We start from the raw sequence: 15,102 nt of genomic DNA, 5'->3' as shown, positions 1-15,102 counted from the left end.
AGGGATGCCGCTCCGGAAAGGGAATTATTTAAACAGATCGGCAGTCACCGTCAGGTTGCCGCCGCTCTGGTTCTGCCACTGACGCGTCACGTGATAGAACTTGGCGCCTTTATCCGCAGCACGCTTGGCGACAGCTTCGGAGATTTCCGTTGGCGTACCGAAGTGACCGGTGAAAGTAACGGTATCAAACGGCTGCATTTGCGCAGCGGTAATCGCGTTTACTTCCTGAATCTCTTTGCCGTTCGGCAGGCGCACGGTATAACGCTCGCCGGTAGAGCTTTGGGTCTCGAAGAAGCGGCCGACTTTATTGCTTGGCGTTTCCGAAGAGGCTACGCCAGGCAGCTCAACCTGTTTCGCAGCGGCGCCGCCGGTCGCCAGCGCGGCTTTACCTGCTTCAGAGTTACGCGGAATCGCATTTGGGCTCTGTACCTGACGTTTCGCCGCATCGGCCTTATAGACATAAGCAGTGATGTACTGGTTACCGCCGTTGTTGGCATCAATCTGACGCACAATAAAGAAAGAGGCGGCGCCTTTTTCTTTAGCGGCTTTACCGATCGCTTCATTGACCTCAGGCTGGTTACGGAAAAAGCCGCTGGCTGAAACGGTATCAAACGGTTCCAGCTGATAGGCTTCCGCCTTTGGCAGCTCTTTCACGCCGCTAAAGTAGCGGTAGCTAGCGCTTTTTTCCGCCGCAGGCGCATCGGCGTGATAGAGATCGGCGGTGACGCGCCAGTTGCCGCTGTTGCCGGTGGCGTCGTTTATGCCCTGAATATAAAAGGCGGATGCGCCCAGGCTATCTGCACGACGGGAGACCGCCTCGCTGGCATCGCCAATAGAATTGAAACGACCGCTAATATTAATACGTTCGAATGGTTTTAACGCGGCCGCTTTTTCCGGTGACAGCTCCTGCGCCGCCTGGGCGGTCAGCGTCAGTGATGACAGCAGAGCGGTCAACAGAAGAGTGTTCTTCAGCTTCATAAAAATAATCCTTCGCCTTACGCAAAAATTGAGTACGAAAACGTGCTGGACTCTTGATGTGTAACAGATTAGCTGTGGATTATTGCATGTAATAATGGCCGCTGTCTCAGTCAATTTATGCCATTCAGGCGACCAGCTTTTAGCAGCAAAAAGCGTCCCGGCAATGAGAGCATTTTGATCGGATTTAAGCGGGTGTTATCAGTTAAAGCGGTTAATGATACAACTAATTTAGTTAAATAGTTGTTAATTAAGAATAATGTGGCGTTTTATATGCTTTTTTATCGCCTTTTCCGTAGCAGATTATGGCTGAATACGGTCGGTTAATGCGGGGAAAATAGTGAACCAGCAAATTGAAGAGGGATATTTGCGTAAAAACTTTTAGCACCGTCCAGAGCGGGTAGATTACGAGACATATATTCAGTAGGTTATAAACACTTTGATACAAAGTCTGAAACGTATAGCGGCGCTGCCGCGGCGTTTTAATATCATCACTAACCGATGAAAGGGAAAACTATGTTAATTGGAGTACCCAAAGAGCGGTTGCCGAAGGAAGCCCGGGTGGCAGCAACGCCGAAAACGGTGGAACAGCTGCTGAAACTGGGTTTTAGCGTGGCAATCGAACAGCAGGCGGGCGCTGCGGCCAGCTTTGCCGATAGCGCTTATCAGCAGGCCGGTGCGACGCTGGTCGATCGCCAGCAGGTATTGCAGGCGGATATTGTGCTGAAGGTGAACGCGCCTGATGACGAAGAGATCGCACTGCTGCGGGAAGGCAGTACGCTGATTAGCTTTATCTGGCCTGCGCAGAATCCACAACTCATGGAAAAACTCGCCGCGCGTAAGATTAACGTGATGGCGATGGATGCGGTGCCGCGTATTTCCCGTGCCCAGTCGCTGGACGCCCTGAGTTCCATGGCTAACATCGCTGGCTATCGCGCAGTCGTGGAAGCGGCGCATGAATTCGGACGCTTCTTTACCGGCCAGATCACCGCCGCCGGGAAAGTGCCGCCGGCCAAAGTGATGGTTATCGGCGCGGGCGTCGCCGGGTTAGCTGCTATCGGCGCCGCCCGTAGCCTGGGCGCTATTGTGCGCGCTTTTGATACTCGTCCTGAAGTAAAAGAGCAGGTCAAAAGCATGGGCGCCGAATTCCTTGAGCTTGATTTTAAAGAGGAGGCGGGCAGCGGCGACGGCTATGCCAAAGTGATGTCGGAAGCCTTTATTGAGGCGGAAATGGCGCTGTTCGCCGCGCAGGCGAAAGAGGTGGATATTATTATTACCACGGCGCTTATCCCTGGCAAACCTGCGCCGCGTCTGATTACCCGCGATATGGTCGCCAGCATGAAACCCGGCAGCGTGGTAGTGGATCTGGCGGCGCAAACCGGCGGCAACTGTGAACTTACCGTCGCCGACCAGGTGACCACTACTGAGAACGGCGTCAAAATTATTGGCTATACCGATCTGCCCAGCCGTTTGCCCACCCAGTCTTCTCAGCTCTACAGCACTAACCTGGTCAATCTGTTAAAACTGTTGTGCAAAGAGAAAAATGGCGAAATCGATATCAACTTCGATGACGTCGTGATCCGTGGCGTAACCACGGTGCGCGCTGGCGAAGTGACCTGGCCGGCACCGCCGATTCAGGTTTCCGCCGCGCCCAAAGCCGCGCAAGCCGCCGCCGCGCCGCAGGCGGTGCCGGAGAAGCCCGCCTCGCCGTGGCGAAAATATCTGCTGCTGGCGCTGGCGATTGTGCTGTTTGCCTGCCTGGCTAACGTGGCGCCGGCGGCCTTCCTTTCGCACTTTACTGTTTTCGCGCTCTCCTGCGTGGTGGGTTATTACGTGGTCTGGAATGTCAGCCATTCGTTGCATACGCCGCTGATGTCGGTGACCAACGCTATTTCCGGGATCATCGTGGTAGGTGCGCTGCTGCAAATAGGTCATGGCGGCTGGGTCACCTTTTTGGCCTTTATTGCCGTGTTGATTGCCAGCATTAACATCTTTGGCGGTTTTACCGTAACTCAGCGCATGCTGAAAATGTTTCGTAAGAACTAAGGGGTAACAACATGTCTGGCGGATTAGTTACTGCAGCATATATTGTTGCCGCAATCCTTTTTATCTGTAGCCTGGCGGGGCTTTCAAAGCATGAAACCTCGAAACAGGGAAATATTTTCGGCATGGCTGGGATGGGCATCGCGCTCTTCGCTACCATTTTTGGCCCGGATACCGGCAATATCGCCTGGATCCTGCTGGCGATGATTATCGGGGGCGCAATCGGCATTCATCTGGCGAAAAAAGTCGAAATGACCGAAATGCCGGAGCTGGTGGCGATCCTGCATAGCTTTGTGGGTCTGGCGGCGGTGCTGGTAGGGGTAAACAGTTTTATCGATCACGGCCCCGGCCTTGAGCCGGTGATGGAAAATATTCATCTGACGGAAATTTTCCTCGGCATCTTTATCGGCGCGGTGACCTTTACCGGCTCGCTGGTGGCGTTTGGCAAACTGCGTGGGAAAATCTCTTCAAGCCCGCTGATGCTGCCGCATCGCCATAAGCTTAACCTGCTGGCGCTGGTGGTTTCCTTCCTGTTGCTGTGGACCTTCGTAAGCACCGACAGCGTGGGGCTGCAAATCTTCGCGCTGTTGATCATGATAGTCATAGCACTGGCCTTCGGCTGGCATCTGGTTGCCTCGATCGGCGGCGCGGATATGCCGGTGGTGGTGTCGATGCTGAACTCTTACTCCGGCTGGGCGGCGGCGGCGGCGGGCTTTATGCTAAGCAATGACTTGCTGATCGTGACCGGCGCGCTGGTGGGCTCTTCGGGCGCAATCCTCTCTTACATTATGTGTAAGGCGATGAACCGTTCATTTATTAGCGTGATTGCCGGCGGCTTCGGCACCGACAGTAGCGCGGGCTCAGGCGAGGATGAGGAGAGCGGTGAGTATCGTGAAATCAACGCGCAGGAGACAGCAGACCTGCTGAAAAATTCCTCCACGGTGATCATTACGCCGGGCTACGGTATGGCAGTGGCGCAGGCGCAGTATCCGGTAGCGGAAATCACGGAAAAGCTGCGCGCACGTGGTATTAATGTGCGCTTTGGCATTCATCCGGTGGCCGGTCGTTTGCCGGGGCATATGAACGTACTGCTGGCTGAAGCAAAAGTGCCGTATGACGTGGTACTGGAGATGGATGAAATTAACGATGACTTCACCAATACCGATACGGTGCTGGTGATCGGTGCCAACGATACCGTTAACCCGGCGGCACAGGACGACCCGCGCAGCCCGATTGCCGGTATGCCGGTGCTGGAAGTCTGGAAAGCGCAAAACGTGGTGGTATTCAAACGCTCGATGAATACCGGTTACGCCGGCGTGCAGAATCCTTTGTTCTTTAAAGAGAATACGCAGATGCTGTTTGGCGATGCCAAAGCCAGCGTAGAGGCGATACTTAAAGCGCTGTAAGGCCGGCCGTAAAGCCATAAAAAAGCCGCTGTTGACGTCAGGCCAACAGCGGCTTTTGTTTACGCTAACATTACCGGAGCGTTTTAATCATCTTCATCATCGTCCAGCTCAATGGACGAAGCAAAGTTGTCCGGCTTGATCACCAGCAGATCGCAACGCAAATGGTCGATAACCTGTTCAGCTGTATTGCCCAAAAACGCGGCGGAAAGTCCGGTGCGTCCGATGGTGCCTAGCACCACTACGCCGGCGTTCAGGTGATCCGCCAGATCCGGGATGACTTCTTCGGGCAGCCCCTTAGCCACGTGGGTAAATTTTTCATCAATAGAGAATTTCTGGCGCAGCGCTTTCATCGCCACCAGATGTTGACCACGGATCGCATCGTTATAGATGCTGGGATCGAAATCGGGCAGCTCAATAGCGATATTAATTGGCGTAACCGGATAGGCGCCCACCAGATGCACCTCGGTATGGTTAACCATCGCGGCCAGTTCGGTCGTTTCACGGATCAGCTTTTGATTAAGGCCGTCATGGTGGGGTTCTTCGCTGGCAAGGTTTACGGCCACCACCGCTTTACCCTGTTCCGGCCAGGGCTGATCTTTCACCATCCACACCGGGCAGGGACATTTACGTAACAGATGCCAGTCGGTAGGGGTAAAAATAACCGACTCCAGCCGATCGTGCTGGTGGGCCATTTTTAATACCAGGTCGTGTTGACCGGCAAGAACTTCCTGGATAATCGCTTCAAAAGGACGGTTATGCCACACCACCTTGATATCGATATCTACACCCGCTTCCAGATAAGCGTGTGCCTGCTCGCGAATCCATTCTGTCCGCTGGCTAATCACCCCCTGGCGCATAGTTGTGCGTTCATCGGGTGAAAGAAGGGTGGTCATCTCGTAGGAAAAATCATAAATAGGCAAAAAAGCCTTAATTTTCCCGCCGATACGCTGGTTGAGATAAACGGCCCGGCGCAATGCAGGCTGGTCGTCCTGTTCAGGATCTATCGCCACCAGAATATTTTGATACTTAACCATAACGGCTTCTCCAAACACCAGAGCGTGTTAGCTAAAGATAGCCCATTAACAGGTCAGGAAAAAGAGGAAAAGTTCTAGCCGGATCAATAAAATAACAATTAGTGATCCGGCCAACTCATCAGGCAGCGCCGCGGCTTTGACCGGCCAGCTCGGCCAGCATAGGATGGTTCTCAATAGTAATATATTTGCCTTTCACCGCCAGCATGCCGCTTTTCTGGAAGCGCCCCAGCAGACGGCTGATGGTTTCCACCGTCAGGCCCAGATAGTTACCGATATCGCCACGGGTCATGGTCAGGCGAAACTCACGCTGCGAGAAGCCGCGCTGGCCGAAACGACGCGCCAGATTCCAGATAAAGGCGGCCAGGCGTTCTTCGGCATTTTTCTTAGACAGCAGCAGGATCATATCCTGATCGCCTTTGATTTCGCCGCTCATCAGACGCATCATCTGCTGACGCAGGGCAGGCATTTTGCCGGAAAGATCATCTAATGTTTCAAATGGGATTTCACACACCATTGAGGTTTCCAGCGCCTGGGCAAAGCTGGGATGGTGACCGGAGCCAATAGCGTCGAAGCCGACCAGATCGCCCGCCAGATGAAAGCCGGTGATTTGCTCATCGCCCTGTTCGGTAATGGTGTAGCTTTTGATGGTCCCGGAGCGAATCGCATACAATGAACGCAGTTCATCACCCGCCTTGAACAGCGCCTGACCTTTCTGAATCGGCTTTTTACGCTCAATAATGTTGTCCAGCTGGTCCAGCTCGTGCTCATTCAGGGTGAAAGGAATACAAAGTTGACTAATACTACAGTCCTGGCAATGAATGGCACATCCACCAGACTGGATACGACGAATGCTGCGTTTTTCCGGGATCATAATACATCCTCGACAATAATTGACTGAGGTCAATTTTAACATTCTTCGTGAGCGAAATGGAATGCATAAGCGCACTTTTAACCGCATAAAAAACAGGGACGTTATCGATTAATAGCATCAATGTAACTTCATGGGTAAAAATTATGCATATTTTTGTTAATTAATGACGGCAAAGCACTTTTTAGTATGTTGCTACGTAGAAATCTATTTTTAACACTTAACTAACCTGACAAAAAATAGCCTGCTAACTGGTCAATAAATATGCTTTGATTAACGCTGTGCCCGACGACGGCATTGGCTTTTGGCAATGCCCTGGCAATCAGGTAAACTTGCCGGGACGCACGGTCATTTTCTTCTTCGTGCATTGCCACGACATATCAGGCGTGAGGTAAGCCCCATGAACCTTGACGATAAAGATCTGTTTCGTGACGCCATGGAAGATGTCACTCCGCTGAAAGATTGCGCAACTATTCACTGGCTAAAAGCACCGACGCCCAAAGCGCCGCGCCAGCCGGTGAATGAGGAAGTGGAAAACTTCCTTACCCGAGGCTACCTCGATATTGTTCCGCTCAGCGAGCCGCTGGAATATAAAGCCGAAGGCATTCAGCAGGGCGTGCTTGATAAGCTGCGTCTGGGAAAATATAAACTTGATGCCAGCCTTAACCTGCTGCGTCAGCCGGTGGAGTCATGCCGCCAGGCAGTCTTTGCCTTTATAATGGAAGCGCGTAAAGATAACCTGCGCAACTTGCTGATTGTGCATGGCAAAGGCCGGGAAGATGAGTCGCACGCCAATATCGTGCGCAGCTACCTGGCACGCTGGCTTAAGCAGTTTGACGATGTGCAGGCGTACTGCATTGCGCAGCCTCAGCACGGCGGCAGCGGTGCGATTTATGTCGGCATGCGTAAAACAGAACAGGCGCGGCTGGATAACCGCGAACGGCACGCAAAACGTAGCCGTTAATCTCTGCGGCTGGCGCTGTCCAGCCGTTAATTTCCCGCCTCACGGCTAAGCCTTCAGCATCTTTTACCCAGAATGGCATTTACGAATTGTCGCCAGCAGGATCTCCGCGCTAAGAGAGAGGGGATGGCCAGAGCGGGTGATAATGCCCACCGGTTCGCCAGGCCCGTGCGAAGCTACAGGCAGCGCCGCCAATGCGCTGTGTGACAGATCTTCCTTTACCGCGCCCGAAGGAACAAACCAGACATAGTCGTAACGTAGCGCCAGCTGACGCGCCAGCGAGGTGGATGAGGTTTCCACGCAGCTGGCCGGCAGCTTACAACCCTGTTCATCCATCATCGCCTGAGCGATACGGCGCGGCGCGGTGCCCTCCGGAGAAATCACTACCGGCCACTGCAGGGCACGGGATAGCGTGACGTTGTCACTTAAGAGCGGATGTTCCGGCCTTACGACCAGGCGTAAGGACTCCAGAAATAGCAATTCATAGTTCAGGCTGGTCATCATCTCGGCATCCGCCATGCGGCCGATGCCAATATCAAACTCACCGGCTTTCAGCCCGGCCAGCAGCACGTTATTGTGTAGCGTGGCGACCTGCACCGTTGCCTGCGGTTGCTGCTGATGAAAGCGGTCAAGAATTTGCGGCAGCATGCCCATCGCCGCCGTGGTCAGCGCCCCCAGACGGATCACCACCGGCCTGTCGTTAACCGGATTGGCGAACGACTGGCCGGCATGGTTAAGCGCATCAAGTACCTTAATGGCATGAGTTAAGAACTGTTCGCCGAAGGTAGTAAGCTGCGCCCCCAGCCGTCCGCGCTCAAACAGACGTACGCCGGTCAGCTCTTCCAGCTCGTTAAGCGTTTTAGAGAGCGCGGGCTGGCTCAGGCTGAGTGTTTCCGCCGCGCGGCCCAGCGTACCCTGCTGTGCGACCGCGACGAACGTATGAAGATGACGCAGACGAATGCGCTGATTAAACAGATAGTTTTTGTCCATAGGGCAAGAGTAGAGAGGCTGTGAGAATTTAGGCAAGCAGCAGGCTGCAATTTTGTTAACTTTATTGCAAATTAAATTTAACATTATTGCGCTTTGCACAGGGAATAGCCGTTTTTAGCCATTGCGAAGGTAATCTTTGCGCTGTAGACCATAACTTTTCTGCATGGTTAAGCGCAGCGCTAATGGATAAACAGAATGCATTGTTGAGAAAATTTCAGTTAGCCGCAAAGTCATGGCGGCAGGGCACAGCGTTTCGCTATCATAAGGCGTTTTTATCTTCACCGGGCGCTTTATTCGTTAACCAGCCACAGGGAGCAGACTTCTGGACAGCATAAAGGCCATTGACGTTCGCCAGCGCATTAACCAGCACGCCATAAGCGCATTTCAACGCCGGATTATCGCTCTCTGCTTTATTATTGTCGCGCTGGATGGCATGGACATTGCGCTGATGGGCTTTATTGCGCCCGCCTTGCGCAGCGCCTGGCAAATATCCAGTCATCAGCTTGGTATGGCGATTGGCGCCGCGTTGGTTGGGCTGGCCTTAGGCGCGATGTTTGCCGGTCCGCTGGCCGATCGTTACGGACGACGCTGGATCATCATCAGCAGCGTATTCTTTTTTGGCCTCTGGACGTTGGCGACGGCGATGGCGCAAAACATCGAGCAGATGATGCTGTTCCGCCTGCTTACCGGGCTGGGGCTGGGGGCCGCGATGCCGAACGTGGGCACGCTGGTCTCTGAATATGCGCCCGAGCGACAGCGCGCTTTCCTGATTACCGTGGTGTTTTGCGGTTTTACCTTCGGCGCGGCCAGCGGCGGTTTCGCCGCCTCCTGGCTGATCCCAACCTACGGATGGCATGCAGTGCTGTTGCTGGGCGGCATTTTACCGCTGCTGCTGCTGCCGCTACTGCTGCGTTATCTGCCGGAATCGGTGCGCTTTTTGCTGGCGCAGCAGGCGCCGCACTGGCGCATTCGCGCTATCGTAGAAAAAATGTGGCCGGGCAGCACTTCGCCCGGCAGTACCTTTGTCTATCCCACGCCGCTGCCGGGCGCGGGCGGTATCCGCACCGTGCTTTCCGGGCAATACCGCTTTGGCAGCCTGATGCTGTGGGGCGGCTACTTTATGGGCCTGTTTCTGGTCTATCTGATCGGCAGTTGGATGCCTGCGCTGATAGGCGATCTGGGATTAGGCGTCACCGCCGCCGCGCTGATTACCGCCATGTATCAGGCGGGCGGCACGTTGGGATCGCTGTTTGCCGGCTGGTTAATGGATCGGGTCAATGCCAACCTGGCGCTGGCGGCCATCTATTTTGGCGGCGCGCTGGCGACGATTCTGCTGGGCTGCGCGCCGGCCCAGCCGCTGCTGATGGCTATCATCGCTTTTTGCTGCGGCTTCTGTTTTAACGGTGCCAATACCGGAATGAATGCGCTGGCCGCCAGTTACTATCCCACAGCGGCACGCGCGACCGGCTCCAGCTGGATGCACGGCATCGGCCGCATCGGCGCTATCCTTAGCGCCTTTGCCGGGGCGGAAATGCTGGCGCTGGGCTGGCACTTCAGCCACATTTTTATGCTGCTGGCTTTGCCTGCGGTTGTTACTTCGCTGATGCTGCTGGCGAAACAGCGCTGGGGCTGAGAGGCGTAGCGCTTGTAAAGAGGGCGTGACAGCCAGCGTCGTGCCGCTTTCACCATCGCGATCACAAATTTAATACCTTTTTTCCGCCCGTTTTTTGCTTGCTCTACAGTGGCAGCAGAGAAACGCAAAAAAAGGCGGTGTTATGCAAAAGTTTGTTAGCGCGGACGCGCTGCGGGAACGTTTTTCTCAGGCAATGTCCGTGATGTATCAGCAGGAAGTGCCGCAGTACGGCACTCTATTAACGCTGGTGGCGGAGGTCAATCAGCAGGTGCTGGCGCAGGATCGCGTGCTGGCCGAGCGGCTAACGGCGGCGGATGAGCTGTCGCGTTTGAGCGTAGAGCGGCATGGCGCGATCCGCGTTGGCAGCGCGCAGGAGCTGAACACGCTACGGCAGCTTTTTGCCATTATGGGTATGCATCCGGTGGGCTATTACGATCTGGCGCCGGCGGGCGTACCGGTTCACTCCACGGCTTTTCGGCCGATAGCGGCCGACGCTCTGCGCCGTAACCCGTTTCGGCTCTTCACCTCATTGCTGCGGCTGGAATTGATTGAGGATGCTGCGCTACGACAAAAAGCGCAGGCGATACTGGCGGCCCGACAGATTTTTACTCCGCGCTGCCTGGCGTTAATCAGGCAGCACCAGCAGCAGGGGGGCTTTGACGAGCCAACTGCCGCCGAATTCGTGCGCGAGGCGCTGGAGACCTTTCGCTGGCATCGCCAGACCACCGTCGATCGCGCCACTTATCAGGCGCTGCATCAGCAGCATCGCCTGATTGCCGACGTGGTCTGTTTTCCCGGTTGTCATATCAATCATCTTACGCCGCGCACGCTGGATATCGATCGGGTGCAGACGCTGATGCCGGAGCGAGGGATAGTGCCAAAAGCGATAATTGAGGGGCCGCCGCGCCGTCAGGTGCCGATTTTATTGCGTCAGACCAGTTTTAAAGCGCTGGAAGAGCCGGTTATCTTTTGCGATGGCGGCGAAGGCAGCCACACGGCACGCTTTGGCGAGATCGAACAGCGTGGCGTTGCGCTCACGCCGGCGGGGCAGCAGCGTTACGATAGCCTTTTAGCGCTGGCGGGCAGCGGCGTCAGTAACCAGCAGCATCAACAGCATCTGGCCGAGGTGTTCCATGACTTTCCCGATAATGAACGGCTGTTGCGTCAGCAGCAGCTTGCCTGGTTTGAGTATCGGTTAACGGAAAAGGGCAAACGGCAAGGGTTCTCGCCCGCTGCTGATAAAGAATCCCTGATTGACCAGGGACTGCTGATTGCCGATCCGCAGGTTTATGAGGATTTTTTGCCGGTCAGCGCCGCCGGTATCTTCCAGTCCAATCTCGGCGGTCAGCCGCAGGAAGCCTTTTCAGCGCTAGCCAGCCGGGCCAGCTTTGAAACGGCATTGGGCAGCGCCGTGATTGATGAAATGGCCTTGTATGAGGCGCGGCAGAGCGCCAGCCTGCAACGCTGTGGATTAAGGTAAATAATTAATCTGTGGCGCTGGCGAACGTTAATGTCCAGCGCCAAAGAAATCATATTTCTTATCATTCCGGTGCCTTTTGCCAGGCCTGCACACGGCAAGCATCTTACCGCATACGCTTATTTTTACCGCTCTCGTCGCTTCATTCGCAGCGGTAAAACCCTCTGTTTATCTGAATTTCACCTTATAAAGCCAATTTACCCTCGGCATAATCTGCAAAATCGCCGTCAGCATAGACAATAAATTCGCGCCTGCGAATAATAAGCCCGAGCTTCACGTTGGAAAAAATAATGAAGAATGAATCTTTAAGAATACACACGGCAGAAGGTGCATTGCGCGGCGCAGTTGATGACGGCATTTTTGTTTTCAAAGGTATTCCTTATGCGGCGCCGCCGGTTGGTCCGCTGCGTTGGCGCGCGCCCAAACCCGCCATTCCGTGGAAGGAGGTGCGGGACGCCACGCAGTGGGGCAACGCCAGCTGGCAGCAGCGTGAATATTGCGTACTGGCGGGCGGCGGCGATCCAGGCAACCTGAGCGAAGATTGCCTTTATCTCAATGTCTGGTCGCCCGACGTGCAACCGTCGAGCCCGCTGCCGGTGATGGTCTGGATCCACGGCGGCGGCTTTACCATCGGCGCTGGCAGCCTGACCCCCTACAACGGTAAAGCGTTAGCGGCGCGCGGCGTAGTGGTGGTCACGCTTAATTATCGCCTCGGCCACCTGGGATTTTTTGCCCATCCGGCACTGGATGCCGAGTTTCCGCCTGGCGAAGCGATCAATAATTTCGCGCTGCTCGATCAGATCGCCGCGCTGCAGTGGGTGCAGCGCAATATCGCCTCGTTTGGCGGCGATCGACGCAACGTGACCCTTTTCGGCGAATCCTCCGGCGGGCGCAGCGTCCTGTCGCTGTTCGCCTCGCCGCTGGCGGACGGGCTGTTTCATAAAGGGATCGTGCAAAGCGCTTACAGCCTGCCGGATAAAAAGCGTGATGAGGCGCTGAACAACGGCGTGGCGGTGGCGCATCATCTGGGGCTGGAACAGGCCAGCGCGGCAGATCTGCGCGCGTTGCCCGCCGACAGTTTTTGGTCATTGCCACCGCATCTGGGCAACGGCCCGGTCGCAATTGCCGGCGATCGGGTGCTGCCGAAGCCGGTGGTCGAGGTGTTTGCCGCCGCTCGCCAGCATCGGCATCCGTTGATGATCGGTTACAACAGCGATGAAGCCAGCGTGCTGGAATATTTTGGCGTTGATGCCACCAGCACCATTACCCGTTTACGCCAGCGCCGTCCGCTGTTGTTAAAGCTGATCAAATCGCTGTATGACGAACATGATGACCATCGGCTGGGGCGCAAAGTGGCGCGGGATATGGCTTTCGGTACCATTACCTGGCTGGCGGTACAGGCGCAGCATCGACGCGGCGTACCGGGCTGGCGCTACTATTTTGATTACGTATCGGAAAATTCACGCGACCTCTGCCGTTACGGCAGCTGGCACGGCAACGAGATTCCTTACGTCATGGAGACCATGAATGCGGAAAACCCACAGCTGGCGGATCGCCCGTTTACCGATGGCGATCGTCAATTTGCTCGCCGCATCAGCGAATACTGGCTGCGTTTCGCTCATGACGCGACAGAGTTCTCGCATCAACTGGCGGGCGAAACAACCTGGCCTGCCTGGCATCCCGGCAATGATGTCACGCTGCGCTTTGGCGTCAAAGGCGAGGCGGCGGTTATTCTGCAGCACCGTTTTATGCGCGTACGCCTGCGTTTGCTGCGTTTGTTAATGCGAGCAATGGTAAAACTTCAGTAATTGCTTAACAAAACCGTCACCGTTAGTGATTGTTTGTTGGGCTTTTTTTACCGCTACGTGTCAGCAATAACCACCATTATCAAAAGGTTATATTTACTGCCTTTCCTGTAGCTTCAGAAAATCGGGCGGGGCGGATGTTATAAAACAGTATAATTTCCGCCGCTGCTGCCGATAACCGTCGATAAGCCCGCCAGAGTTGGCGGAATATCCTACGGTTATTGACCGAACTGAGGCAGCTATGCAGCTATTAAAGAACTACACCATACGCGCCGTCATGCTTTCCATCCTTGGCCTGTTTTGTTTGCTTTGGTCTGCGGTTGGCATGTACAGCGTTCACTCGTTAAATGCGCTGAGCGAAGGTAACACTGTCGATCGACAACTGGTGTCGCAGATGAATATCCTGAGCAAAGGCAACGATCAATACTTTCGCTTCGTTACGCGCTTATCGCGGGTGATGGAAGTGCGCGCTACCGGCGGTACGCCGGATGCGGCAGCCTTTGCCAACGTGCAAAAAGCGTTGGATGGTATGGCGGAGCAGCTGGCGCAGTTTAAGGCCGCCGCGCCCGGTCCGATGGACGCTGAGATTTCAACTGCCGTAGAAGAAAAGTGGAGCCAGCTGCTGGAGCAGGGCGTTAAGCCGCAGATGGCGCTGGCGCAGCAGCAGGCGCCACTGGAAGATTATCGTCGTCATGCCAACAGCATAACCCCGACGCTCAGCCGCGAATTTGGCGCGGTGGCGGAAAAATATAACGCGGCGGCGGGCCTGATGCTGGATCAAACCCGCGTCACCGTTGACCGTATTACCGTTATCACCCGGATAACCATTATTGTTGCCGTGATCTGCGGTCTGCTGATTCTGCTGTTTACCGATCGCTATTTGGTGACCATGCTGGTACGCCCGCTGGAAATGCTGCGCGGCCATTTCGGGAAAATAGCCGAGGGCGACTTAAGCCAGCCGATTGATGACATTGGCCGCAACTGCGTGGGTAAACTGGTGCCGTTGCTGCGCGCCATGCAGGAGAACCTGCGTGAGGCGGTCAGCGCCATTCGTAGCGGTACGGAAAATATCTATCGCGGCGCCGCAGAAATTTCGATGGGAAATAATGACCTTTCTTCTCGCACCGAGCAGCAGGCGGCCGCGCTGGAGCAGACCGCAGCCAGCATGGAACAGCTTACCGCCACCGTGAAGCTGAACGCCGATAACGCGCGCCAGGCAAGCGATCTGGCGGATAACGCCTCGCTGACCGCAGGCCAGGGCGGCAAGCTGGTGAACGATGTGGTGCAGACCATGTCCGGCATCTCCGACAGTTCGAAAAAAATCGCTGAGATTACCAGCGTGATCAACAGCATCGCATTCCAGACTAATATCCTGGCGTTGAACGCGGCGGTAGAAGCGGCGCGTGCAGGCGAGCAGGGCCGCGGCTTTGCGGTGGTGGCCAGCGAAGTGCGTAATCTGGCGCAGCGCAGCGCCGGAGCCGCGAAAGAGATCGAATCTCTGATTGGCGATTCCGTGGCGCGAGTCGATAGCGGCTCGAAGCTGGTGAACGAAGCGGGCAGCACCATGAGCGCCATCGTCAGAGCGGTCAGCGACGTAACTGAAATCATGAAGCAGATTGCCGCCGCCTCAGAAGAGCAGAGCAAAGGCATCGAGCAGGTAGGGACCGCCGTCGCAGAGATGGACAGCGTCACGCAGCAAAACGCCTCGCTGGTGGAAGAGGTTTCCGCCGCTGCTGCCGCGCTGGAGCGTCAAACCGAAGATTTACAGCGTTCGGTCGCCCGCTTCCGCCTTTCTGCTAACGATCGGCAGCAGCCGGAGCCGGTAAAAACGCCGGTACTGAAAAACACGCCCGCTCGCCAGCCTGCTCCGGTAGCCAGCGGCGCGGCGGATGAGTGGGTCTCCTTCTAAG

At 55.4% G+C, this 15,102-nt stretch carries 11 protein-coding genes; 7 read left to right on the top strand and 4 right to left on the bottom strand.

The window, feature by feature from the left end; all coding sequences use genetic code 11:
- Positions 1 to 24 precede the first annotated feature (24 nt).
- Entirely contained in the window at positions 25 to 978 is a 954-nt protein-coding gene (gene ydgH / locus K6958_RS10830) for a DUF1471 family protein YdgH (RefSeq protein ID WP_249891123.1), read from the bottom strand.
- Positions 979 to 1,491: 513 nt separating this feature from the next.
- Here ydgH and pntA point away from each other — a divergent pair.
- Together pntA and pntB are read left to right on the top strand one after the other, a co-directional pair.
- On the top strand, positions 1,492 to 3,021 hold the full coding sequence (gene pntA, locus K6958_RS10825; protein ID WP_249891122.1) for a Re/Si-specific NAD(P)(+) transhydrogenase subunit alpha: 1,530 nt from the start codon (positions 1,492 to 1,494) through the stop codon (positions 3,019 to 3,021).
- A gap of 11 nt (positions 3,022 to 3,032) precedes the next feature.
- A complete protein-coding gene (gene pntB, locus K6958_RS10820) occupies positions 3,033 to 4,424 on the top strand; it encodes a Re/Si-specific NAD(P)(+) transhydrogenase subunit beta (RefSeq protein ID WP_249891121.1) in 1,392 nt (463 codons plus the stop codon).
- 83 nt (positions 4,425 to 4,507) lie between these two features.
- Here the strand turns inward: pntB and uspE are convergent, their stop codons facing one another.
- Together uspE and fnr are read right to left on the bottom strand one after the other, a co-directional pair.
- The gene (gene uspE, locus K6958_RS10815) at positions 4,508 to 5,458 is read right to left on the bottom strand and encodes a universal stress protein UspE (RefSeq protein WP_249891120.1); all 951 of its coding nucleotides are present in this window, start codon (positions 5,456 to 5,458) and stop codon (positions 4,508 to 4,510) included.
- Positions 5,459 to 5,576: 118 nt separating this feature from the next.
- Positions 5,577 to 6,329: a fumarate/nitrate reduction transcriptional regulator Fnr gene (gene fnr / locus K6958_RS10810; protein WP_038626046.1), complete on the bottom strand. Its 753-nt coding sequence runs from the start codon at positions 6,327 to 6,329 to the stop codon at positions 5,577 to 5,579.
- 397 nt (positions 6,330 to 6,726) lie between these two features.
- On the opposite strand from fnr, the gene smrA reads away from it, so the two are divergent.
- Positions 6,727 to 7,290, top strand: coding sequence for a DNA endonuclease SmrA (smrA, locus tag K6958_RS10805; protein ID WP_249891119.1), 564 nt, complete (start codon positions 6,727 to 6,729; stop codon positions 7,288 to 7,290).
- A gap of 63 nt (positions 7,291 to 7,353) precedes the next feature.
- On the opposite strand, the gene K6958_RS10800 is transcribed toward smrA, so the two are convergent.
- Positions 7,354 to 8,277 (bottom strand): LysR substrate-binding domain-containing protein, encoded by a 924-nt coding sequence (locus K6958_RS10800; protein WP_249891118.1) that lies wholly within the window; start codon positions 8,275 to 8,277, stop codon positions 7,354 to 7,356.
- 322 nt (positions 8,278 to 8,599) lie between these two features.
- Between K6958_RS10800 and K6958_RS10795 the strand changes: the two genes are divergently transcribed.
- The 4 genes from K6958_RS10795 to K6958_RS10780 all read left to right on the top strand — a co-directional run bounded on the left by K6958_RS10795 (position 8,600) and on the right by K6958_RS10780 (position 15,101).
- Positions 8,600 to 9,910 (top strand): MFS transporter, encoded by a 1,311-nt coding sequence (locus K6958_RS10795; RefSeq protein ID WP_249894666.1) that lies wholly within the window; start codon positions 8,600 to 8,602, stop codon positions 9,908 to 9,910.
- Positions 9,911 to 10,052: 142 nt separating this feature from the next.
- The gene (gene hglS, locus K6958_RS10790; protein WP_249891117.1) at positions 10,053 to 11,390 is read left to right on the top strand and encodes a 2-oxoadipate dioxygenase/decarboxylase HglS; all 1,338 of its coding nucleotides are present in this window, start codon (positions 10,053 to 10,055) and stop codon (positions 11,388 to 11,390) included.
- Between the two features lie 287 nt (positions 11,391 to 11,677).
- Positions 11,678 to 13,195: a carboxylesterase/lipase family protein gene (locus K6958_RS10785; protein ID WP_249891116.1), complete on the top strand. Its 1,518-nt coding sequence runs from the start codon at positions 11,678 to 11,680 to the stop codon at positions 13,193 to 13,195.
- A 238-nt stretch (positions 13,196 to 13,433) separates the two neighbouring features.
- On the top strand, positions 13,434 to 15,101 hold the full coding sequence (locus tag K6958_RS10780) for a methyl-accepting chemotaxis protein (RefSeq protein WP_249891115.1): 1,668 nt from the start codon (positions 13,434 to 13,436) through the stop codon (positions 15,099 to 15,101).
- Position 15,102: the final 1 nt, after the last annotated feature.

It is taken from the genome of Mixta hanseatica, from assembly GCF_023517775.1.
In the GTDB taxonomy this organism is placed as follows: Bacteria; Pseudomonadota; Gammaproteobacteria; order Enterobacterales; family Enterobacteriaceae; genus Mixta; species Mixta hanseatica.
Note: the sequence above shows the minus strand (reverse complement) of the source record. Positions and strands in the feature narration are given on the sequence as shown.

Excerpts from the sequence above, each read along its gene's own strand:
- ydgH (WP_249891123.1), bottom strand. The coding sequence starts at position 978 with ATGAAGCTGAAGAACACTCTTCTGTTGACCGCTCTGCTGTCATCACTG.
- pntA (WP_249891122.1), top strand. The coding sequence starts at position 1,492 with ATGTTAATTGGAGTACCCAAAGAGCGGTTGCCGAAGGAAGCCCGGGTG.
- pntB (WP_249891121.1), top strand. The coding sequence starts at position 3,033 with ATGTCTGGCGGATTAGTTACTGCAGCATATATTGTTGCCGCAATCCTT.
- uspE (WP_249891120.1), bottom strand. The coding sequence starts at position 5,458 with ATGGTTAAGTATCAAAATATTCTGGTGGCGATAGATCCTGAACAGGAC.
- fnr (WP_038626046.1), bottom strand. The coding sequence starts at position 6,329 with ATGATCCCGGAAAAACGCAGCATTCGTCGTATCCAGTCTGGTGGATGT.
- smrA (WP_249891119.1), top strand. The coding sequence starts at position 6,727 with ATGAACCTTGACGATAAAGATCTGTTTCGTGACGCCATGGAAGATGTC.
- K6958_RS10800 (WP_249891118.1), bottom strand. The coding sequence starts at position 8,277 with ATGGACAAAAACTATCTGTTTAATCAGCGCATTCGTCTGCGTCATCTT.
- hglS (WP_249891117.1), top strand. The coding sequence starts at position 10,053 with ATGCAAAAGTTTGTTAGCGCGGACGCGCTGCGGGAACGTTTTTCTCAG.
- K6958_RS10785 (WP_249891116.1), top strand. The coding sequence starts at position 11,678 with ATGAAGAATGAATCTTTAAGAATACACACGGCAGAAGGTGCATTGCGC.
- K6958_RS10780 (WP_249891115.1), top strand. The coding sequence starts at position 13,434 with ATGCAGCTATTAAAGAACTACACCATACGCGCCGTCATGCTTTCCATC.